At 61.7% G+C, this 20,839-nt stretch carries 19 protein-coding genes; 12 read left to right on the top strand and 7 right to left on the bottom strand.

Features of this window, described 5'->3' with window-relative positions; all coding sequences use genetic code 11:
* Positions 1–28: 28 nt before the first annotated feature.
* On the bottom strand, positions 29–673 hold the full coding sequence (locus tag J3P90_RS09185; RefSeq protein ID WP_420765811.1) for a GNAT family N-acetyltransferase: 645 nt from the start codon (positions 671–673) through the stop codon (positions 29–31).
* Positions 674–848: 175 nt separating this feature from the next.
* Here J3P90_RS09185 and xthA point away from each other — a divergent pair, with 175 nt between their 5' ends.
* The 6 genes from xthA to J3P90_RS09155 all read left to right on the top strand — a co-directional run bounded on the left by xthA (position 849) and on the right by J3P90_RS09155 (position 6,856).
* On the top strand, positions 849–1,661 hold the full coding sequence (xthA, locus tag J3P90_RS09180; RefSeq protein WP_434559689.1) for an exodeoxyribonuclease III: 813 nt from the start codon (positions 849–851) through the stop codon (positions 1,659–1,661).
* Positions 1,662–1,885: 224 nt separating this feature from the next.
* Positions 1,886–3,220 (top strand): substrate-binding domain-containing protein, encoded by a 1,335-nt coding sequence (locus J3P90_RS09175; RefSeq protein WP_420765809.1) that lies wholly within the window; start codon positions 1,886–1,888, stop codon positions 3,218–3,220.
* A gap of 380 nt (positions 3,221–3,600) precedes the next feature.
* A complete protein-coding gene (locus J3P90_RS09170) occupies positions 3,601–4,530 on the top strand; it encodes an alpha/beta fold hydrolase (protein ID WP_420765808.1) in 930 nt (309 codons plus the stop codon).
* A 137-nt stretch (positions 4,531–4,667) separates the two neighbouring features.
* Entirely contained in the window at positions 4,668–6,062 is a 1,395-nt protein-coding gene (hglS, locus tag J3P90_RS09165; RefSeq protein ID WP_434676169.1) for a 2-oxoadipate dioxygenase/decarboxylase HglS, read from the top strand.
* A 10-nt stretch (positions 6,063–6,072) separates the two neighbouring features.
* Entirely contained in the window at positions 6,073–6,243 is a 171-nt protein-coding gene (locus J3P90_RS09160) for a hypothetical protein (RefSeq protein WP_434648235.1), read from the top strand.
* 94 nt (positions 6,244–6,337) lie between these two features.
* Entirely contained in the window at positions 6,338–6,856 is a 519-nt protein-coding gene (locus J3P90_RS09155; RefSeq protein WP_420765805.1) for an Hcp family type VI secretion system effector, read from the top strand.
* Between the two features lie 168 nt (positions 6,857–7,024).
* On the opposite strand, the gene J3P90_RS09150 is transcribed toward J3P90_RS09155, so the two are convergent.
* From J3P90_RS09150 to J3P90_RS09130, 5 genes are all read right to left on the bottom strand, one after another.
* A complete protein-coding gene (locus tag J3P90_RS09150) occupies positions 7,025–7,198 on the bottom strand; it encodes a hypothetical protein (protein ID WP_420765804.1) in 174 nt (57 codons plus the stop codon).
* Between the two features lie 30 nt (positions 7,199–7,228).
* Positions 7,229–7,471, bottom strand: a complete 243-nt coding sequence (locus tag J3P90_RS09145; protein WP_420765803.1) for a hypothetical protein — start codon at positions 7,469–7,471, stop codon at positions 7,229–7,231.
* 62 nt (positions 7,472–7,533) lie between these two features.
* Complete coding sequence (locus J3P90_RS09140; RefSeq protein ID WP_434676168.1) at positions 7,534–8,604, bottom strand: lipocalin-like domain-containing protein; 1,071 nt, start codon at positions 8,602–8,604, stop codon at positions 7,534–7,536.
* Positions 8,594–11,062, bottom strand: coding sequence for an FtsX-like permease family protein (locus J3P90_RS09135; RefSeq protein ID WP_434676555.1), 2,469 nt, complete (start codon positions 11,060–11,062; stop codon positions 8,594–8,596). The genes J3P90_RS09140 and J3P90_RS09135 overlap by 11 nt, the downstream gene beginning before the upstream one ends.
* Positions 11,062–11,730 (bottom strand): ABC transporter ATP-binding protein, encoded by a 669-nt coding sequence (locus J3P90_RS09130; RefSeq protein ID WP_434676167.1) that lies wholly within the window; start codon positions 11,728–11,730, stop codon positions 11,062–11,064. The genes J3P90_RS09135 and J3P90_RS09130 overlap by 1 nt, the downstream gene beginning before the upstream one ends.
* A 248-nt stretch (positions 11,731–11,978) precedes the next feature.
* On the opposite strand from J3P90_RS09130, the gene J3P90_RS09125 reads away from it, so the two are divergent.
* A complete protein-coding gene (locus J3P90_RS09125) occupies positions 11,979–13,898 on the top strand; it encodes an acyltransferase family protein (RefSeq protein ID WP_434676166.1) in 1,920 nt (639 codons plus the stop codon).
* Between the two features lie 8 nt (positions 13,899–13,906).
* Here J3P90_RS09125 and J3P90_RS09120 read toward each other — a convergent pair whose 3' ends face one another.
* Positions 13,907–15,604 (bottom strand): sulfatase-like hydrolase/transferase, encoded by a 1,698-nt coding sequence (locus tag J3P90_RS09120; protein WP_434676165.1) that lies wholly within the window; start codon positions 15,602–15,604, stop codon positions 13,907–13,909.
* Positions 15,605–15,980: 376 nt separating this feature from the next.
* On the opposite strand from J3P90_RS09120, the gene J3P90_RS09115 reads away from it, so the two are divergent.
* The 5 genes from J3P90_RS09115 to J3P90_RS09095 are packed head-to-tail and all read left to right on the top strand — an operon-like array spanning position 15,981 to position 20,825.
* On the top strand, positions 15,981–17,339 hold the full coding sequence (locus J3P90_RS09115) for a UDP-glucose dehydrogenase family protein (RefSeq protein WP_434559699.1): 1,359 nt from the start codon (positions 15,981–15,983) through the stop codon (positions 17,337–17,339).
* On the top strand, positions 17,336–18,394 hold the full coding sequence (locus J3P90_RS09110; RefSeq protein ID WP_434606682.1) for an NAD-dependent epimerase: 1,059 nt from the start codon (positions 17,336–17,338) through the stop codon (positions 18,392–18,394). Before J3P90_RS09115 ends, J3P90_RS09110 begins: the two co-directional genes overlap by 4 nt.
* Positions 18,391–19,137, top strand: a complete 747-nt coding sequence (locus tag J3P90_RS09105) for a sugar transferase (protein WP_434559703.1) — start codon at positions 18,391–18,393, stop codon at positions 19,135–19,137. The genes J3P90_RS09110 and J3P90_RS09105 overlap by 4 nt, the downstream gene beginning before the upstream one ends.
* Positions 19,138–19,782, top strand: a complete 645-nt coding sequence (locus tag J3P90_RS09100; protein ID WP_420765795.1) for a CpsD/CapB family tyrosine-protein kinase — start codon at positions 19,138–19,140, stop codon at positions 19,780–19,782. It abuts the gene before it with no gap.
* A 20-nt stretch (positions 19,783–19,802) separates the two neighbouring features.
* On the top strand, positions 19,803–20,825 hold the full coding sequence (locus J3P90_RS09095; RefSeq protein WP_420765794.1) for a polysaccharide biosynthesis/export family protein: 1,023 nt from the start codon (positions 19,803–19,805) through the stop codon (positions 20,823–20,825).
* Positions 20,826–20,839: the final 14 nt, after the last annotated feature.

Below are 20,839 nucleotides of genomic sequence, written 5' to 3'. Positions count from 1 at the left end.
GCCAGACGACTCCCAAAAGTTCGTCTGATTAAGCCGTCGCGCTCCGCAGAACCTGCGGGTTCGCATGAAAGAACACATGCTCGCGGATCGGTCCTACGGCGACTTCGCCAATTTCCTCGTAACCCTGGCGTTTATAAAATTCGAGGTAACGGGAATTACCCGTGTCCAGCACCACGCCTTGGGAATGCTCGTCCACGGCGCACCAGTTATGCACTGCTTCGAGTAACTGCTCACCGTAGTGTTTGCCCTGGAATTGCGGATGAACCCCCAACAACGGCAATACGTGCACCGCCTCCGACGGCAGGCAGGCCAGCACCGCGGCGTGGTACTCCAAGTACCGCCGGGTACAGCGAAATCCGGTGCTCAAGACCATGCGCAGGCGCCAGGCCCAGCTTTCGGTAATGCCCAGGCGGCGCTGCGGTGGGGCAATCAGCGCGATGCCGATCAAGCGATCGTCCACCAACAGACCGATCGCCGGCAGATCCTGGAAGAAATGCTGTTTGACCAGCTCTCGCACGGTCGCCCGCACCCGCTGCTCGTAACCGGGACGCTCGGACTCGAACAGGTAGCTGAAGGTCGGCTCGTGGCGATAAGCCTGATACAGCAATGAACGCGCTTCGCGGGAATAACCGCTGTCGAGCATGTGGATATCAGCAGTGGCGGTTTCAGGCATGGCGTTGCGTCTCCTGGGCGGGCTCGGTGAGGCCCTGCTCTTATTGACTACGAACCCGGCAGGGTTGCGATCGTTCCTACATGCCAAGGACATTAGCAGTGCATTTCTCCTACTGCCACGCTGGCTCCGCTCCCACATGTCAGCTAGCATCGCAGTTTTGCCAGGACAGCCGACCATGAAGATCGTCTCCTTCAACATCAACGGCCTGCGAGCCCGTCCCCATCAGTTGGCGGCACTGATCGACAAGCACCAGCCGGACGTGATCGGGTTGCAGGAAACCAAGGTCCACGATGAACAGTTCCCACTGGCCGAGGTGCAAGCCCTCGGTTATCACGTGCACTACCACGGGCAAAAAGGCCATTACGGTGTCGCCCTGCTCTCTCGCCAGCCTCCGCTGAGCTTGCACAAAGGCTTCGAGACCGACGACGAAGACGCCCAGCGGCGCTTCATCTGGGGCACGTTTGCCGATGCCAACGGTGTGCCGGTGACCATCATGAACGGCTATTTCCCACAAGGTGAAAGCCGCGATCACCCCACCAAGTTCCCAGCCAAGGAGCGCTTCTACAGCGACTTGCAACAACTGCTGGAAGCCCGCTTCAGCAACGACCAACCGGTCGTGGTGATGGGCGACGTGAACATTTCCCCCGAGGATTGCGACATCGGCATCGGCCCGGACAACATGAAGCGCTGGTTGAAGACCGGCAAATGCAGCTTCCTGCCGGAAGAGCGCGAATGGATGGCTCGCCTGAAGAACTGGGGCCTGGTGGACAGCTTCCGCCACTTGAACCCGGACGTCACCGACCGCTTCAGTTGGTTTGACTATCGCAGCCGTGGTTTCGAAGACGAACCCAAGCGCGGCCTGCGCATCGACCTGATCCTGGCGTCCCAGGGCTTGCTGCCACGGGTCAAGGACGCCGGCGTGGACTATGAACTGCGGGGCATGGAAAAGCCGTCGGACCATGCGCCGATCTGGTTGGAATTGAACTGAATCCCAGCCTTCGGATTCCCTCCAAAGGCTGCCCTGTGGAAGCGAGCTTGCTCGCGATAGCGGTTTATCTGCCACATCAATACTGACTGTGCTGCCGTCATCGCGAGCAGGCTCGCTGCCACAGTTGCTGCGCCGGTTATTGGCCGGCGTCGCACCGCTGTCATCTTTCAGTAACCCGACTGACTTAATCTTCCGGCATTTCCCAAGGTCAGAAGGTGGCCGGCATGCGGCTGTGCGTTGTGTTTTTCCTGGGCCTCTGGCTGCCGTGCGTGGCATGGGCCGGCCGTTTGCCCATTCCTGAACACGGCCCCGCCCTGCGCCTGCAGGGCTCCAACACCATTGGCGCGGCGTTGGGGCCGGCCCTGGTCCGAGGCCTGATGGAAGACCAGGGATTGCTCAAGGTCAGCACTGAAATTACCGGCCGCGACAACGAGCAACGCATCGTCGGACAAACCGCCGAAGGCCAGCGAGTCTCAGTCGAGATCGCCGCCCACGGCTCCAGCACCGGATTCACCGCCCTCAAGCAAGCCAACGCCGACCTGGCCGCCTCTTCCCGGCCGGTCAAGGACAGCGAACTGCACGACCTGGCGGCCCTTGGAGACCTGAAAAGTCCTACCGCCGAGCAAGTCATCGCCATCGACGGCCTGGCGATCATTCTTCATCCACAAAACCCGTTGCGACAGCTCGACACCCGGCAACTGGCGCGCATTTTCAGTGGCGAGGCGAAAACCTGGGAAGCCGTGGGCAGTGTCGGCGGGGCAATCCACCTGTATGCGCGGGACGAGCAGTCCGGGACCTACGATACCTTCAAGGAACTGGTACTCAACCGACAAGGGAAAAAGCTGGATCCTACAGCTCGGCGCTTCGAATCCAGTGAGCAGTTGTCGGACGCTGTCAGCCAGGACCCGCAGGGTATCGGTTTTATCGGCTTGCCCTACGTAAGGCAGGCCAAGCCCCTGGCAATTGTCGACGGCGATTCCCAGCCGATGTTGCCGCTGAACAACCTGATTGCCACCGAGGACTATCCCCTGTCCCGACGATTGTTCTTTTACCTACCCCCTCTGCAAAGCAATCCCTGGGCCGAGGCTCTGGTCGATTTCACCCAAAGCGAACAGGGCCAGGCCATCGTTGCAGCGAACGGGTTCATTGCACAGACCGTACAAGCGATGTCCGTCACCCCCAACGCGCTGATGCCAGAGGGTTATCAGGCCCTGAGCCGCCATGCCCAGCGCTTGACGGTGAATTTTCGTTTCGAAGAAGGCAGTGCCAGCCTGGACAACAAGGCCCAACAAGACCTGGGCCGCGTACTCGATTACATCAAGCAGCACGGCAAGGCCGACCGGCGCGTGACCCTGGTAGGTTTCGGCGATCTCAAGGACGACCCGGCGCGAGCCGACCTGCTGTCAAGGCTTCGGGCCATGGCGGTGCGGCGCGAACTGGTCAAATACGGCGTGACCTTGCGCGAGGTACGCGGATTCGGCGCGTTGATGCCGGTGGCGGCCAACAGCGAAGACGAAGGAAGGGTCCGGAATCGGCGGGTGGAGGTTTGGGTATATTAAACGCCACAATCAAAAAGCGAACTCGGTTTTGTGGCGAGGAGCTTGCTCCCGTTCGGCTGCGCAGCAGTCGTTGAACGGCCGACGTGGTGTTCCTGATCACCACGCCAGCCCCTTTTGGGGCCGCTGCGCAGCCCAGCGGGAGCAAGCTCCCTTGCCGCAAAAGCCAGTGCGCTACCGCCGGCCGACTCGACCACTGACGCTTTCAACGTTCTCCATGAATCTTGGCTATACATGAAAAAGGAGATTCGCTGGCCGACATCGCGTGTTTCAGCAAACCCGCCCCGTCGTCGCGGTATCCCCAGGTTTGAGCTTCACTTACGTAATGACGCCGCCGACTCAGGAGGCGGGTCGAATCCACCATGACCCATGGAGGTAAAGACATGCTGGTGTTGTGGGTGGTCCTCGCCGTGTTCATCGTCTGGAGCTGGCTGACGTATCCAGGCATCGGACATGTGTTGTACGACCTGGGTATGGCCTTGGAAGCGCGCCTTTATCGGCTGCACAAAATCACCGTGCCCATCAGCGAAATGACCGTGTCGACCTGGCAAGGCGGGCCTTACGAAGCCTCCGGCAGCATCCTGATGTTGCATGGCTATAGCGCCGACAAGAACCTGTGGCTGCGCTTCGCCCGGCACTTCGTCAACCAGTACCGGGTGGTCATACCCGACTTGGCCGGCCATGGCGAAACCGGCTTCAAGGCCGGCGGCGGCTACGACATCCCGACCCAGGCCCGGCGAGTCATCGAACTGCTCGATGCCTGCGGCCTGGACAAGGTCCACGTCATCGGCAACTCCATGGGCGGCCACCTTGCGGCGTGGCTGGCGGCGACTTCGCCTGAACGAGTGCTGACCCTCGCGCTGATCGACCCGGCCGGCGTCACTGCTCCCGAGCCCAGCGACATGGAGCGTCACCTGGCCGCCGGCCACAACCCGTTTCTGGTCCACTCCCGGGATGATTTTGCGCCCTTCTACGCCATGACCATGGCATCCCCGCCGTGGCTGCCCAGCGTTGTACTCGCGGCGTTGGCCCAGCGTTACGAGCAGCGCCGGGAGGAATTGGCGGAAATTTTCGTCGACTTGCGCGCCAGCCCGGCGATGGAGCCTCGCCTGGACGATATCCGCGCACCGTCATTACTGCTTTGGGGACGCAAGGACCGGCTGATCGACGTCAGCAGTGTGCCGGTGTGGAGCAAGGGCATCGCCGACCTGCGAGTGGAAATCTGGGAAGGCGTAGGGCACATGCCCATGGTTGAAAAACCCGGCAAGACCGCGGCGCTGTATCGGGACTTTCTTGAGGGATTAGGGCAGTGAGGAAGATGCAGGGCTGAAATGAGCCACCAATCAGTCCTTGGCAGAATGAAGTCCTGAAGATTCTTCGTTTGCCGGCACTGGCGAAGGCTGCGATCTTTCGTCCAACTTTCCCACAGCCCTCGCCAGGAATCCTTACGATGAGCTTCGTCAGCCCCGACTTGATCCGCCAACGCTTCTCCAAGGCGATGTCCGACATGTACCGCGACGAGGTCCCGTTGTATGGGGCATTGATGAACCTCGTGGAGCAAACCAACGCCCAGGCACTGGCCAACGACCCATCACTGGCCGAGCACCTGAGCAGCACCGGCGAACTTCAACGCCTGGACATGGAACGCCATGGCGCGATCCGCGTCGGCACCGCCCCGGAACTGGCGATGCTGGGCCGGCTGTTCGCGGTCATGGGCATGCAGCCGGTGGGTTACTACGACCTGACGCCGGCTGGGGTGCCAGTGCACTCAACGGCCTTCCGCGCCGTTCATGAAAAGTCGCTGCAAATAAGCCCGTTCCGAGTATTTACATCGCTGTTGCGCCTGGAATTGATCGAAAACAGCGAACTGCGGACCTTTGCCGAGTCGGTGCTGGCCAGACGGAAAATCTTCACCCCGGGCGCCCTTGAACTGATCGATCTGGCCGAACGCCAGGGCGGCCTGACGCAACCCCAGGCTGACGATTTTGTCCTGCAAGCGCTGGAGACTTTTCGCTGGCACCACAGCGCCACCGTTACCGCCGATCAATACCGACAACTCAGCGCCCAGCATCGCCTGATCGCCGATGTCGTGGCGTTCAAGGGGCCGCACATCAACCACCTCACACCGCGGACTCTGGACATAGACGTCGTCCAGGCCCAGATGCCGCTGCATGGCATCACGCCCAAAGCGGTGGTCGAGGGGCCACCGCGTCGCCGGTGCCCGATCCTGCTGCGCCAGACCAGCTTCAAGGCGCTCGATGAACCCGTCGCGTTCACTGACCAACCCCAATCCCAGGGCAGCCACAGCGCCCGTTTCGGGGAAATCGAACAACGTGGCGCGGCTCTTACGCCAAAAGGACGGGCGCTCTACGACCAACTTTTGAATGCTGCGCGGGATGCCTTGGGCGGATTTCCCAATGAAGCCAATGCCGAACGCTACAACGCGCTGATGGCCGAACACTTTGCTCAGTTTCCCGATGATCACCAATCATTGCGCCGACAGGCGCTGGCTTACTTTCGCTATTTGGTGACGCCGGCGGGGCTTGCCGCCAAAGGCGCGATGGAACCGAATGTCTCGCTGGAACGCCTGTTGGAACAGGGCTATCTGCGCGCCGAACCGCTGGTCTACGAAGATTTCCTGCCGGTCAGCGCCGCCGGGATATTCCAGTCGAACCTTGGCGACGCCGCCCAGAGTCACTACGCAGGGCAATCCAATCGACAAGCGTTCGAAACTGCACTGGGACGGCCGGCCATCGATGAGTTGGGGTTGTACGCCGAGACACAAAAGCGCTCCCTCGAGGAATGCCTGTTGGCGTTGGGCGCTCAGCAAGCGAGCCACGAATAAAGAGCAGGAAATGGCACAACAGCTCATCGGCCATGCCCTGTCGTTGCTGTTCGTTGCCCGAGGCAGGCGCCCTGCGCTGCGTGGGCAATGGAACGTGGAGCGCGGTGCAACCTTCTGCGTGAATTTCGCGACTTTTCCGCTATACCCAATCGCAGAAAACCTACAACTGATTGATTTTTAAACATTTTCTAAAGATGGCATAGCTCTTGATAACGGTCAGCCGCCTCGGGACGATTCCCGCCCCGGCACCCGTTATCCAGGAAGGAGAGCATCCATTGGCTACCCCCGCTTACATGTCCATCGAAGGCACCAAACAAGGTCTGATCACCGCCGGAGCGTTCACCGCCGACTCGGTGGGCAATACCTATCAGGAAGGTCATGAAGACCAGATCATGGTGCAGGGTTTCCAGCACCAGGTGACTATCCCCCGCGACCCTCAGTCCGGGCAGCCAACCGGCCAGCGCATACACAAGCCCTTGGTCATCACGAAGGTGTTCGACAAGGCCTCGCCGCTGCTCCAGGCAGCCCTGACCAGCGGCGAACGGCTGACGAAAGTCGAAATCCAGTGGTATCGCACCTCGGCCGCGGGCACCCAGGAACACTACTACACCACCACTCTGGAAGACGCGATCATCGTTGATATGAACGACTACATGCTTAATTGCCAGGACCCTGGCAACAGCCACTTCACCCATCTGGAGGACGTCCACTTCACCTACCGCAAGATCACCTGGACCCACGAGGTGAGCGGCACTTCGGGCTCCGATGACTGGCGCACCCCCGTCACAAGCTAAGCCTCACGGGTGTTCGCCCAGTGCGACGGCCTCGGCATTCCATGCACTGGTAAAGAGCCTGGCACTGGGCGAACGCAAACAATGATAGTGGAGCTTGCGAGGGATGTGCGTGAGCCAGGCTTAAATTATTCTTCATGAGGATGGCAAGGCAGCCTGCTCCCGGCAGCGTTATTTGCGCCTTGCTGTTTTCTGCGCGTCGGTTTCCTGCGCATCGGGGTTGCCCTGCTGCTGTTCGCGCTTGGCCGGGTCGTTGGGCCGCAAAGCGTCGTTGTCACGCTCCACTTCACCGGGCAAGGCCGGGGCGTCGGGGTTCTGCTGGGTTTGATCATGGCTGGACTTCATCACGAACTCCTTGGGTTGGCTTGAAAGGTATCAAGCGTCGGGGTCTGCCATTTCCTCGGCAACGTTGGCATCTGGCGAGCGTTGGTGGAGCTCCTCAGCCTTGGTTTTCAAATCTTGCCACCGGTCCAGGTCAATCTCTCCCAGGCCGAACAGGTCGTCGGCGAGCCGCATCAGCTCGGTGAAATGAGCATCAGGCGACTCCTGCCAATAGGCCTTGTCGTCGAATAGCCGCTGCCAGTTGGCCAGCGACGGTTGTTTGATGTCATCGCTCATGACGGACTCCCGCGAGGCATTCATAGTTATGAGGGGCGATGAACGCAGGGAGTTCCGACGAATCAATACCCCGTCATTTCCAGATAACCGGTGCCACCATGACTGCCGCTCAGTTGCACCGGCCCCTCCCAATACGGGATGCGAAGGTTCATCCAGGCATTGGGGTTCAGGGCTCGCGTGGTGATATCGAATTGCTTGCCGGGAATCCTGATTGACCAGCTCACTGGCATGGGCCTTCCCGCAACTTCGGCGCTGTCCAGCGGTGTGAGGCTGATTTGGCTGGCGGCCAGTGTCGTCGCCTGGCCTTGGGCGTCAATCCAGGTGCCGGTGAGGTACGGCTCACCGTCCTTGTGGCGCATGCGGTAGAGCATCACGTGCTCGCCTTTGTCCAGGTGCAAGGAAAACCAGTCCCACCCGGTCTGGTTTTCCGTCAGGGGCTGGCTGCTCCATTCCCGGTCGAGCCAGGCCGGGCCACTGACCTGATAGCGCTGGCCATCGATTTCCAAGTGACCACCGGCTTGGAACAACGGTTGGCTGTAATAGTACGAGGCCTGACCTTGCTCGGATTTCTGACTGAAGCCTTGGTTGCCCTGCAGCACCAGTGGACGGCTCGACGTCAGCCGCAGGTCGTAGCTGAAGCGCGGCCCGCGCGCCTGCAACTGCATGTCTGCGAGCGGGTCCGGGCCAGCGGCTTGAGTACCGAATCGCCAGTCGTCGATCCAGGCCTCGAAGGGCGTGGTACGCACCCCGGCCTGCCCCACTCCACCCCGGGCGTAGCGCTCGGCGGCGTGATGGACGGTGGCGGACGTGACGGCGGCATGGCCGAGCCAGATCGTCTGGTTGCGCCAACCGCTGGCCGGAGGCGCGGCATCCAGGGCGCTGCGGAACAGCGTCCACTGCACACCGAAATCCCACCCCTCGACGTCCTTGAGATTGGCGGTGACGTACCACCACTCGATGCGAAAGCCTTCATGCGCACCATGATCGGCTGGAAAGCTGAACACGCGCCCAGGTACCACCGGCGTAAAGGCGACAGCCTCGGTACCCAGGCCGGCAAAGCCCTTGTCCGGAGGCGTTGTGTTGTCACAACCGCCGAGCAGCGCCAGCAACACCAGGCCGATTCTAATCCTCATGGGCGAAAGTCCTCAGCAGGTCCGCCGGCCGCGTGCGGTACAACGCATAGAGCGGCCAGGCCGATGCCAGCAGCGTGGCGAACATCGCCAGGCCCAGCAACTGCGCCAATTGCATCGGAAAGATGCGCAATGGCAGGCGCCAACCAAAGGCCTGGACATTGATGACCGCGTCCAGGCACCAGGCCAGGGCAATGCCCAGCGGCAGGGCCAGCAGCAGCGTCAGCAACGCCAGCAGCCAGGTCTGCCCGAGGTTGAGCAGCATCAATTGCCGCCGCGTGATTCCCAATGCCCATAACGGCGCCAACTGACTGAGGCGACTCTGGCTCTGGGTCAGCAGGCTGATGAACAGCGCAACGCCAGCCACCGCCAGGGTCAAGCTGTTAAGCGCCGCCGTGGCGGCAAAGGTGCGTTCGAACACTTGGGTAGACCAGCCCTTGAGTCGAGCCTGATCGACAATGCGGTTGTCATCCAGGTTGAAGCGGTCTTGCAACGCCGCCAGCATCGGGGGAATCGCCGACGGCTCGATACGCAGATTGAAGCGATTGGGTGCCAACTGCGGCCAATGCGCCCGTAAATGTTCGGCGTTGATGAGCACATGGCCCTTGGGGTTGCCGTAGTCGGCATAAATCCCGACAACCCTTGGGGTCCAGGGCCCTTGCGGGGTCGGCAAGCTCAAGCGGTCGCCGATCCGCACCTTCAGGCGCCGAGCCAGTTGTTCGCTGAGCATCAGCGTGTCGGCTGTTGCCAGTTGCTGCCAGGCTTGGTCACCGGCGGACTCCAGCAACGGCCAGTGCTGGCGATAGGACGAGTGATCGATGATGCCGTAGATGTCCGTCGGCCAACCTTGCAACGGCATCGACACCTGCCAGTTGGGCAACACGGCGGTGATCGTGGGTTGCTGGTTGAGCCAGTCGTGGAGTTCGGCCGCCTGGGCCGGCGTTTGCGGGTTGATGTACAGCTCGGCGGTCAGTCGCTGCTCGAGCCAGTCACTGAACGTCTGGCGAAACCCCGACGTCATGCTGCCAGCGCCGATGTTCGCCGCCAACGCCAGTAGCAGCGCCATCAGCGCCAGGCTCAGCGTCGGCAGTTGTTGACGGCAATCGGCGAGGAACCATTGGCCGAGCACCGAACGGCTGCGGCGCAGCAGTCGGTTCAATACGGCGTTGAGCAACACCGGCAAGGCCAACGCCGCGCCCAGCAACAATGCGGCCATCAGGACAAAACCGCTCGCCAGGCTGTCGCCCCAGGCAAGCGCCAACGCGGCGACCAGCGCCGCCAACAGCGCCACCCCACCTTGGCGCCGCAACCAACGCGCATGGGCCTGGTGCCAGGCCTGGGGATTGGCCAGGGCCAACAACGGTAGGCGAGCGGCGCGCAACAGGCTCTGGGCGCCGGCCAGTACAGCGCCGAGCAGGCCCAGGCCGATACCGCCCAACCACCACCAGGGACTGAGGTTCAGTTGTCCGGGGACTTCGGCGCCGTACAAACCTCGCAGGCTCGCCGCTACATCAGGCAACAACAGGCTGGCCAGCCAATAACCACTGAGCACGCCGGCGATCCCGCCCAGCAGGGCCAGTGCGCCCAGTTCCAGCGCCAGGCTGCTGATCAGCACCCGCGCGCTGACGCCGCAGGCCCGCAGGGTCCGCAGCAGGCCGCGGCGTTGCTCCAGGGCTAGGCCAATGGCGGCATGGACGATGAACAGGCCCACCACGAAGGACAAAAACCCCAGTGCGTCGAGATTCAAGTGGAAGCTTTCGGTCAGGCGCGACAGGTTGTTTTCGTCCTCGGCGCGCTTGAATTGCAACAGCCCGTTGAAGGCCTCGGGCAAGGCGGCGGTGTAGGTGCTGGGCAGTACCAATCGTGAAAGCTGGTCCGGCATCCGAAGTAGCGCTTGAGCAAAACCGATGTCCATCAGCAGCACGCCCGGGGCCATGTCCGGCTGCACGTGCAAGGGTGGCAGGGCCTGGCCGTCAACGGTGCGGGGGCGGTCGCCTTCCTTCAACCCCAGGGCCTGCAATGTCTGCGGTGCAATCCAGGTGTGGCCGGCACCTGTGAAAAATTCCACCACCTCGGCAATCTCCCGCCCCTGCCCCGCCAAAGCCGAACCCGGCGGCAGCGACACCGGGTCGATCCCCATCAGTTGCAGGCGTTGGTCTGCGTGCCCCTGGAGCGTCACTCGCGCCTGCAACACCGGCGACACCGGCCAGCCCTGGCGACGCAGGTCGATGAACCATTGCTGCGCGAACGTGCCACCGCCGGGGGCGCTCAAGCTGGCCTGGGGTTCGCCGCCGATCAACTGACTGGCCCGGGCGTAGCTGTCGCGGGCCTGACTGTTCAACGCCTGCACACCGGTCAGCAGGCTGGTGGCGAGCCAAAGCCCGGTCAATACACTGAAAAACTGCACCGGGTGCCGGCGCCAATGGCTGAGCAGCGCCTTGAGGGTCTGGCGAACGATCATCACCCCTGGGTCGCCTCTGCCAGGCGCCCGCCCTGCAATACCACCCGATGGGCCAGGCGCGCCGCCACCCGCTGGCTATGGGTGACCATCAACAGGCTGGTCGGGCTGCCGTCGAGCAATTCCAGCAACAGCTTCAGCACTTCGTCGCTGGTGGCTTCGTCCAGATTGCCAGTGGGTTCGTCGGCCAACAGTAACGGCGGACGTGACGCCAGGGCCCTGCCCAGGGCGACCCGTTGTTGCTGCCCGCCGGAAAGCTGCTCGGGATAACGCCGCAGCAGTTGCGACAGCCCGAGCCGCTGCACCAGATGCGTTTGCCAGGCCGCGTCGAAACGCCCACACAGGCGCGCCTGGAACGCCAGGTTGTCTTCCACCGGCAAGCTGCTGATCAGGTTGAACTGCTGGAACACCAGGCCGATTTCCGTGCGCCGCCAGTTCGCCAACTCATGTTCACTCATGCCGTCGAGCCGATACCCGCCGCTGCGAATACAGCCGCGATCGACTTTGTCCAGGCCGGCAACCAGGTGCAACAAGGTGCTCTTGCCACTGCCCGATTCGCCCATCAGCGCCAAGCTGCTGCCGGGGGGCAAGGTCAGGTCGATGCCTTGCAACACCGGCAAAAGACCTTGGGGGGTTGGGTAGCTTTTGAATACTTCTCGAACTTCAAGCATTGAAAGGCTCATTGGGTAAAACCACTGGCTCTCAGGATAGCGGAATCGAGGGCCACGGCCATTGGCCGACGTCATCGGCAGTTTCCGTTACCACTGGTCGCCACCCCTGCCTGACGCGCCGGATAATCTTGCGCTTCGTCAACTTTCTGCTATTGATCAATAACTAACGCGCGCCGTTAAAGGCTGTCGGCGCAATCGTCATTAACATGACGCATCAAGGATTCCTCCCTTCACGGACGATCGCCGCCATGCCTCACACCCTATATCGCCCCGATATCGATGGTCTTCGCGCTGTTGCGGTGATCGCCGTGTTTATCCATCACCTCAACGCCAGCCTCTTACCAGGCGGCTTCGTCGGGGTGGACATTTTTTTCGTCATCTCAGGGTTCCTCATCACGTCCCAGGTGTTCAGCGAGATCCAACAGAACACCTTCTCCATGAAGCGTTTTTATCAGCGACGCATCAACCGCATCGTACCGGCGCTGACGACGGTGGTGGTGGCGAGCGTGATTGCCGGGATCTTCGTCCTGTCTCCGGTCAACCTGACCCGACTGAACATCAGCGCGCTGTCCTCCCTGCTCGGTGTTTCGAATATCTATATCTGGATGAAGTACGGAAATTATTTCGCGGCGGACGCCAGCGAAGCCCCACTTCTGCATACCTGGTCACTGGGCATCGAAGAACAGTTCTACCTGCTCTGGCCGCTGCTGATGCTGATGCTGTGTCGATGGGCACCCCGCTACTTGCTGCCGCTGGTGTGCATCGGCGTTGTCGTGACGGTTGGCGTTTCGCAGTACGCCACGACCCTCGTTCCCTCTGCCTCCTACTATCTGCTGCCCACACGTTTTTTCGAACTGCTGCTGGGGGCGACGTTGGCGATTTATCTCGCGCAGCCACGTACGTTCAGTGACGGGGTGGGCCGGATCTGGGCGCTGGCGGGAGCCGGATCGATTGCCTATTCATTGTTTGCACTGAGTCCGGAAACAACCTTTCCCGGCCTCAATGCGCTTATACCTTGCCTGGGGGCGGCGCTGTTGATCCTCGCTGGCAGCGGCGGAACACGCTCGCGCTGGCTGACCAACCGGCCGATGGTATTTGTTGGTCTGATTTCCTACTCGCTTTACCTCTGGCATTGGCCCTTGATTGCGTACCTGAGATATCTGGATATCAACATCACGCTCCCGCTGGGGCTGGGCCTGATGGCAGTGGCGACGCTACTGGCCTGGTGTTCCTGGCATTTTGTCGAAGTCCCCTTTCGACGAACCGGGGCGCTGTTGCCGTTCACCCGCGCATTTGGCCGTCGGTTCATGGTTCCAGCGTTGGGGCTGGCCGTGCTGGCTGTACTGAGCGTGCAATGGCAGGGGTTCCCGCAGCGTTTCGTACCGCAGGTGTCGATCCTTGAAGCGATGAGCCTGACCGAACCGAACAAACTGCGTGAGCGCTGCCACATGCCCAATGCGCGCTACAACGCCGCGCCCGATCCGGCGTGCCACCTCGGGGCACGCAAGGCGCAGATCGACGGCGTGATGGTCGGAGACTCTTTCGCCAACCATTTCACCGGCATGGTCGATGTCCTGGCCGAACCCAACGGCATCGCCTTGATGGATTACACCCTCGACAAGTGCCCACCCATCTTCGGCCACGCCGCCGAGATGTCGGCGGGTTACGGGGCACGCTGCGTGGCGCGCAATGAGCAGGTGTTGCAGTTGATCGAGCGGAACCGGTATCCCTACGTGGTGCTCGCCGGCGCCTGGCCCCGGGACCCGGCAGCAGGAGCTGTCATCGAGGCAAGCATGCGGCAAGTGGCGGACCGGACCGGCCAAGTCATCGTCGTTCTCAGCAATCAGCCAATCGACAACGCCGCGACGTGCCCGGTGCGCCGCTTGATGTTCGCTCCTCTTCGGCAGTGTTCAACGCGGCTGGACGCCGCGGCGCCCTATTGGACGCAGATACGCGCCAGGCTGCCTCAGGTGCGCTTCATCGATCCCAACCAGGTGATTTGCCCGGCCGGCCTGTGCAGCCCGATCATCGACGGACAACTGCTCTACCGGGATGACGCGCACTTGAACGATGTCGGCTCGCGTTTCATTGGCCGCGCGCTCCGCGACCTGGGCTTCACGCTGCTGTACGACCCAGCGCCAACCACGCCGATTGCTACCACCCGATAGGCGCTCGCTCAATGCCCCGCCGCCATCTCGGTCTGGGCCGGTTCCGGTATGACGATGTTGCCCAGATCGATGTGCTTCCAGGCTGGCTTGGCACCCAGCCGCGCGTTGAAGCGGTAGTTGAACGTGAAGTCGTCCTCGGTGGGTTGGCTCAGGGGTTTTCCATAGCGCGCCACGACCGCCGCCGGGTCGTAGCCCATCAACTCAAGCAGCGTCGCAAAGATGTTGTAGTGGCTGGAACGATCCTTGTTTTGCGCCCAGGCGCCGCGCCAGTCCAAGGTGCGCAGCTGACTGCCCTGGATGACCACCAAAGGCACCAGCCCCTCCTCCTCCACCGGGTCGCCGCCGCAATGCGTATTGAGCCCGGGATTGCCACGCTCGTGCAGATCCTGGCCATGATCGGAGGTATAGATCAGCACCGCATTCTGAAGATTTCCTTGACGCAACAGGCGCCGGAAGAACTCGCCGACGTTCCATAGGAGCGTGTTCTGGTACGCATTGCGATACAGCAACCAGTCATATTGCTGGCCGTTGAAGCCGTCGCGCTGGCCGGTGTCGGCCACGTCCTGAAACCGCCCCCGGGGCAAGGCCGGACGGTGTTTCATGAATTCGTCGGGGTATTTGTCGTGGACCGGAAAATGCGCCCCTACTTTATTCACCACCACCAGTTCGGCCCGGTCATTGCCCAAGAGCTCGATCAACTGCGCCGCGGCTGCCATGTCGCGGTCCAGCACACGGACCTGGTCGAATTGGATGAATTGGTCGATGTCTTGTTTTTCCTGTTCGGTCATCAGGTTCTGCAAGTTGCCGCCGGTGCGCTGGGCATCGATATAGACGGTATGCAAGCCCGCGACATGGGCGTACTGCCAGATTGACGGCTGCGTGCTGTTGATACGCACGTAATCAGCCCGCGTACCGCCATAACGCAGGGTAATGTTGGTATCGGCGCTGCAATTGGCGATGGAAGCGGCATAACCGTAATTGAAGATGTCCACCCCAGGCGGCGGGGTCTTGAGGCCGCTGTTCACACCGAACGGGATGTTGATATCGAGATAGTTGCCACCGATGCTTTCGTCGATGATCAACACGATATCGTGCTCGATCGCAGGAGAACGGCGAGCCAAGCTGACCGGCTCGCGGACGCCGACGGTGTCGTGCAGCGCCTCGTAGGCAAACAGGTTCAGATAGGCCAGCGGCGTATACATCACAGGTAGACCACGGGCGCCCTCGCCCGCCCTTGCGAACAGCACACCACTGAGCAGCAATACCCCGACCAACGGCGCGGCGACCGGTACATAACCGGGCAATGGTAAACGCCGCCGAGGCTTCAGCCCGATGCCCAACAGCAGCAACAGGCCGCCCGCCATCGCGCTGAGAATCACCTCTCGATACTGATAAGCCGCCTCCTGGATAAAGCCGCCCGAATACACCAGCGACACGAACTGGCTGTAGGTCAGGTAACTGTCGGTGACCCGGGTATACACCTCGAAGAACACCGCCGAGGCAAACAGTGTCAAGGCAAACAGATGCCGCACCAACGTCTGGCTGATGTAGGCGCTCATCCACAACGCAAGCACCAGCACAAGGAACATCGCACCGAACAGCACCGTTGCAAAACCAAGACCCAGCGCAGCGAGACGCTCCAGGTAATAGTCATGCCCCCTGAAAAGGTACAGCAACAGCAGCAGTTCCTTGAGGTATCGGGTCATGTTTTTCTCGGCGGTGGCGCGGCGGATGGAAGGTTCGTTTTCTGCACACTAGCAGCGGGATTTCAAAGCGCAAGAAAGAGACTGATCGGTCGCAGCGTCAAAAAAAAGTTACCTCAAAAGTGACACCTTTGACGCATCAAAAACATAAAAATCTATGGATATATACCGTTCATCGGTTACTTAAACGTCTCCAGAGCCCTTTAAAAATGGCGCTTTTCCAAGTCAGTCAATGACTTGATATCAAAAAGCCCTAATCCGTCGAGATTTGCCAACACTGACAACTGTCATTTTGCTGACACGTTTTTTTGAAGCTGCGCTATACCCTCTAAACAGTTTCATCCAAGTTACATCAACCGGTTTGAGAGGCGCGCCTAGAATGGACGTGAGCGTATTTGGCACGGGGTATGTGGGGCTGATTCAGGCAGCGGCATTGGCCGACGTCGGGCACCGCGTCCTGTGCGTCGATATCGACCCGAACAAGATCCGTCAACTGCAACAAGCCGTACCGCCCATCAGTGAGCCTGGGCTGTCCGTATTGCTGGAAGACAACATCAAGGCCGGCCGGCTTTTGTTCAGTTGCCAGGCCAGCGATGCGGTCAACCATGGCGAGTTGATTTTTATTGCCGTCGGCACGCCAGCCGACGAAGACGGCTCGGCGGACCTGAGCCATGTGCTGGCGGTGACCCGCCAGATCGCCGACTTCATGGACAGTGACCGCACCCTGATCATCAAGTCGACCGTACCGGTCGGAACAGCCGATAAAGTCGCCGAGTGCGCCCGCCAGGCGCTGGCTCGTCGGGGCCTTAAACAGTTGAATGTGCGTGTGGTATCCAACCCGGAGTTCCTCAAGGAAGGCAGCGCTCTCGCCGATTGCATGCGCCCGGACCGCATCATCATCGGCGCCAGCGATCAACTGGCGCGGGATCAGATGGGCGAGCTCTACGCGCCGTTCTGCCGCAACCACGAAAAACTGATGTTCATGGACAACCGCAGCGCGGAGCTGACCAAGTACGCCGCCAACGCCATGCTCGCCACCCGCATCAGTTTCATGAACGAACTGGCCAACCTCACCGAACGCCTGGGCGCCGACATCGAAGCCGTGCGCAAAGGCATCGGCTCGGACCCACGCATCGGCTATCACTTCATCTATCCGGGCTGCGGCTTCGGCGGCTCGTGCTTCCCCAAGGACCTGCGCGCCCTGCTGCACACGGCCGAACAGAGCGGCATGCCGCTGCGCCTGCTGCGCAGCGTCACCGATGTGAACGACAGCCAGCGGCACATCCTTTTCGAGAAGCTGGCGCAGCAATTTCCGGACGGCTTGGCCGGCAAGTCGATTGCCATCTGGGGCCTGGCCTTCAAGCCCAACACCGACGACATGCGCGAAGCCCCGAGCCGCTACCTGATGGAAGCCCTCTGGCGCGAAGGCGCGCGCGTGCAGGCCTACGACCCGGAAGCCATGTCCGAATGCCGGCGCCTGTACGGTTATCGCAAAGACCTGAACCTGTGCGCCACCCGCGATGACACGCTTGAGGACACCGATGCCCTGGTGATTTGCACTGAGTGGAAGAATTTTCGCGTGGTGGATTTCGACCTGCTGGCGAGCAAGCTGCGCGCCCGGGTCATCATCGATGGCCGCAACCTCTACAACCCCGAGCACCTGGCTGCCGCCGGGCTGCTGTACCGTGGCATCGGCTTGCGCCACACCGTGCCCAGCGCCCCGGGGCCACAAGCGTGAACGTCCTGGTGACCGGCGCCGCCGGATTCATCGGAGCCCACTGCGTCTTGCGGTTGATGCGCGATGGCCATCACGTGTACGGGCTGGACAACTTCAACGATTACTACGACCCGCAGCTCAAGCACGACCGCGTGGCGTGGGTGCGTGACCAGGTCGGCGCATTTCCCTTGGCGCGTATCGACCTGACCGACGCCTCGGCGATCGACGGACTGTTCCAGAGCCATCGCCCGGAGGTGGTGATCCACCTCGCCGCCCAGGCCGGCGTGCGCTATTCGCTGGACAATCCCCGCGCCTATGTCGACAGCAACCTCGCCGGGTTTCTGAACATTCTCGAAAGTTGCCGCCGTCATCCGGTCAAGCACCTGATCTACGCCTCTTCCAGTTCGGTGTACGGCGCCAACCAGCGCACGCCCTATTCGGTACGGGACGGCGTTGATCATCCGCTGTCGTTGTATGCGGCAACAAAGAAGGCCAACGAATCGATGGCCCACAGCTACAGCCATCTGTTCGGCATCCCGTGCACCGGCCTGCGCTTTTTTACCGTGTACGGCCCGTGGGGTCGGCCAGACATGTCGCCGATCCAGTTCGCCACGGCCATCGCGCAAAACCAAGTGTTGCGGCTGTTCAACCATGGTGAGCACGAACGCGACTTCACCTACATCGACGACATCGTCGAGAGCATCGCCCGGTTGATCGAACGTGCGCCGCAGCCAACGCCCCACTGGGATCGCGAGCAACCGGACCCGGCCACCAGCCTGGCGCCATGGCGCATCTACAACATCGGCGGACAGCACCCGGTGGCGTTGCGAACCTACGTGGCGCTGCTGGAAAAACATCTGGGCCGCACCGCCCGGATCGAGCTGCTGCCCCTGCAACCGGGGGACGTGCTCAACACCTGCGCCGATGCCAGCGACCTGGCCCGGGCCACCGGTTTCCAACCGTGCATTGCACTGGATGACGGCCTGGGTCGCTTCGTCGACTGGTTCCTCGATTACTACGCGCAACCCATCGATCACACGCCGCTTGCGGCCGTACCTCAGCGGAGGAGTCTATGACCCGACATGAACAAGACATTCCGATCAGCACCTCCGGACGCGACAAACGTGTCGACCCCGAGCATCGCCGACGCCTGGATGCCGCCATCCACCGCCAGGGCCGTGGCTGGCTCACCGGTCGGGACGGTGGTCGGCCCTGGACGGTTTCGCGGACCAATCGGGTCGTGGCTTGCCTCGGCGCGCTGGCGATCCTGGTACTGCTCACCCCGTTGCTGCTGGGTCTGGCATTGCTGATCAAGTTTTCCAGCCCTGGCCCGGTTTTTTTCGTGCAGAAACGCACCGGTTATCGCGGGCGCGTGTTCGGCATGTACAAGTTTCGCACCATGGTCGTCGATGCCGAGGCCCTGAAAGAGTCGCTGCGCCACCTCAACAAGCACGGCGCCGACGCCATCGACTTCAAGATCGACAACGACCCGCGCATTACCCCGATCGGCAGGTTCCTGCGACGCAGCAGCCTCGATGAACTGCCGAACCTGATCAATGTAGTGACCGGCGACATGCGCCTGGTAGGCCCGCGGCCCACCTCGTTCAACGCCTATCGCTACAAGGACAACCATTTGGTGCGCCTGAGCATCTACCCCGGCCTGACCGGCCTGTGGCAGATCTCCGGGCGCAGCAATATCGACTTCGACCAGCGCGTGGAACTGGACCTCAGCTACATCGCCGAGCAGAGCCTGCTGTTGGATCTGAAGATCCTGATGATTACCCCCTTCAAAGTGTTCAGCGGCCACGGAGCGAGTTAAATGGACGGTTCGACGAATATCCTGACCATAGCCAGCCCGAGCGAGACCAACCTGACCTCGACCGTGCTCGACCCGGATCTGCGGATCCTTCTCATGACAGCGGCCAACACCGGCACCGGCACGAGCACCAGCGCCATGGCGCTGTCCGCCCAGCTGGCGCAGATGAGCAATGGCCGGGTGTTGCTGGTGGACGCCAGCCAGTCGCCGCGCAACCTCAGCCAGCAGCTCTCGCTGCAAAAAGAGCGCGGCTTCAGCGACCTGTTGTTCAACAGCCTGTCCCCACCGTTGTTGCAGGACTGCGTAGTACAGGTGTCGAGCCTGCCCTTCGACGTGCTGCCCCACGGCCGCCTCGGCCACAACGCCGAACGCCTGAGCCCCGAGCGATTGCGCCCGCTGTTCCGGCAACTGGCGGCGCAGTACCGCTTCGTGGTGATCGACGCCGACGCGGTGTATTCGGCCACCGACACGCTGGTGATCAGCACCCAGGTGGACGGCGTGGTGCTGGTGGTGCGCGGCGAAGACACCCGCTGGGAAGTGGCCCAGGCCACCCGACAAAGGTTGGCCCAGGCCGGCGCGAAAGTGGTCGGCAGCGTGTTCAACCGCCGCAAGTACTACATGCCCAAATGGCTCTACAACAACCTGTAAGCCTGCAAAAGGATGACGAGATGAACGCTAGAATGCTTGTCCTGCTGTTGCTGCCGCTTGCCGGTTGCTCCAGCAACACCGATACCCGCTCGATGCCGGTGCAGATCCTCACCGCGGCGCCGGCCAATGCCCAGGCCACCGACATGCCCAAGGTCGAGCAGACCTTGCGGCCCCAGGATGTGCTGGACGTGATATTCCACATCGGCACCACCTCTTCCCAGGCTTATCGCGTGCAGCCTGGCGACCAGGTTGCCCTGAACTTCACCGCCGCCAGCCAGCTCAACGGCACGCAACAGGTGATGCCCGACGGCAGTATCGAACTGCCGGGCGCCAACACCTCGGTGAAAGTCGGCGGCCTGACCACCGACGAGGCGCGCCTGGCGGTGCAGCGCGCCTATGACCAGAAGATGTTGTTCCAGCCCAATCGCAACCAATTGACCGTACTGGTGACGAGCCCGCTCTCCGGCGAGACGAAGCTGCGCAACACCCTGACTCACCCTGGCACGGGCATGAGCCGGGAAATCACCGTGGGCAGGGATGGCTACGCCAGCTTCCCGGAAATTGGCGCCGTGCCTTTGCAAGGCATGACCGTCAGCCAGCTGGAGACTTTCCTCAACGAGCGCTACGCCCAACTGCCCGGCCACATGACGGTGGACGTGCTGCTCAAGTCCACCGCCGGCAACGAAATCTATGTCCTCGGCGAAGTGGCCCAGCCCGGCTCCTACCCGATCCGCCGGCCGATCTCGGTACTCGAGGCCCTGACACTGGCCAGGGGCACGAACGTCAAGGCCCGGCTCGACTCCGTGGTGATCATGCGCCGCAACGGCAATCAGGTCGAAGCCCGCCACTACGACGTGGAGAAAGCCTTGAGCGGCGACGCGTCGCAGATCGCCTATCTACAACCGGAAGACATGCTGTTCGTGCCCAAGACCAAGCTTGCAAGTGCCGGTGAACTGGCCAGGCAATTGGCCGATGTGGTGCTGTTCCAGGGCACGGGGTTGAGCTTCGGCTACCGCGTCGACAACAAAGGCAGCGACAACTGAGACTCAGGTGACCG

The sequence above is a fragment of the Pseudomonas sp. D3-10 genome (assembly GCF_051132175.1).
In the GTDB taxonomy this organism is placed as follows: Bacteria; Pseudomonadota; Gammaproteobacteria; order Pseudomonadales; family Pseudomonadaceae; genus Aquipseudomonas.
Note: the sequence above shows the minus strand (reverse complement) of the source record. Positions and strands in the feature narration are given on the sequence as shown.

What these genes read in the sequence shown, in the direction of transcription:
- J3P90_RS09185 (WP_420765811.1), bottom strand. Translation starts at nt 673, where the DNA reads ATGCCTGAAACCGCCACTGCTGATATCCACATGCTCGACAGCGGTTAT.
- xthA (WP_434559689.1), top strand. Translation starts at nt 849, where the DNA reads ATGAAGATCGTCTCCTTCAACATCAACGGCCTGCGAGCCCGTCCCCAT.
- J3P90_RS09175 (WP_420765809.1), top strand. Translation starts at nt 1,886, where the DNA reads ATGCGGCTGTGCGTTGTGTTTTTCCTGGGCCTCTGGCTGCCGTGCGTG.
- J3P90_RS09170 (WP_420765808.1), top strand. Translation starts at nt 3,601, where the DNA reads ATGCTGGTGTTGTGGGTGGTCCTCGCCGTGTTCATCGTCTGGAGCTGG.
- hglS (WP_434676169.1), top strand. Translation starts at nt 4,668, where the DNA reads ATGAGCTTCGTCAGCCCCGACTTGATCCGCCAACGCTTCTCCAAGGCG.
- J3P90_RS09160 (WP_434648235.1), top strand. Translation starts at nt 6,073, where the DNA reads ATGGCACAACAGCTCATCGGCCATGCCCTGTCGTTGCTGTTCGTTGCC.
- J3P90_RS09150 (WP_420765804.1), bottom strand. Translation starts at nt 7,198, where the DNA reads ATGAAGTCCAGCCATGATCAAACCCAGCAGAACCCCGACGCCCCGGCC.
- J3P90_RS09145 (WP_420765803.1), bottom strand. Translation starts at nt 7,471, where the DNA reads ATGAGCGATGACATCAAACAACCGTCGCTGGCCAACTGGCAGCGGCTA.
- J3P90_RS09140 (WP_434676168.1), bottom strand. Translation starts at nt 8,604, where the DNA reads ATGAGGATTAGAATCGGCCTGGTGTTGCTGGCGCTGCTCGGCGGTTGT.
- J3P90_RS09135 (WP_434676555.1), bottom strand. Translation starts at nt 11,062, where the DNA reads ATGATCGTTCGCCAGACCCTCAAGGCGCTGCTCAGCCATTGGCGCCGG.
- J3P90_RS09130 (WP_434676167.1), bottom strand. Translation starts at nt 11,730, where the DNA reads ATGCTTGAAGTTCGAGAAGTATTCAAAAGCTACCCAACCCCCCAAGGT.
- J3P90_RS09125 (WP_434676166.1), top strand. Translation starts at nt 11,979, where the DNA reads ATGCCTCACACCCTATATCGCCCCGATATCGATGGTCTTCGCGCTGTT.
- J3P90_RS09120 (WP_434676165.1), bottom strand. Translation starts at nt 15,604, where the DNA reads ATGACCCGATACCTCAAGGAACTGCTGCTGTTGCTGTACCTTTTCAGG.
- J3P90_RS09115 (WP_434559699.1), top strand. Translation starts at nt 15,981, where the DNA reads ATGGACGTGAGCGTATTTGGCACGGGGTATGTGGGGCTGATTCAGGCA.
- J3P90_RS09105 (WP_434559703.1), top strand. Translation starts at nt 18,391, where the DNA reads ATGACCCGACATGAACAAGACATTCCGATCAGCACCTCCGGACGCGAC.
- J3P90_RS09100 (WP_420765795.1), top strand. Translation starts at nt 19,138, where the DNA reads ATGGACGGTTCGACGAATATCCTGACCATAGCCAGCCCGAGCGAGACC.
- J3P90_RS09095 (WP_420765794.1), top strand. Translation starts at nt 19,803, where the DNA reads ATGAACGCTAGAATGCTTGTCCTGCTGTTGCTGCCGCTTGCCGGTTGC.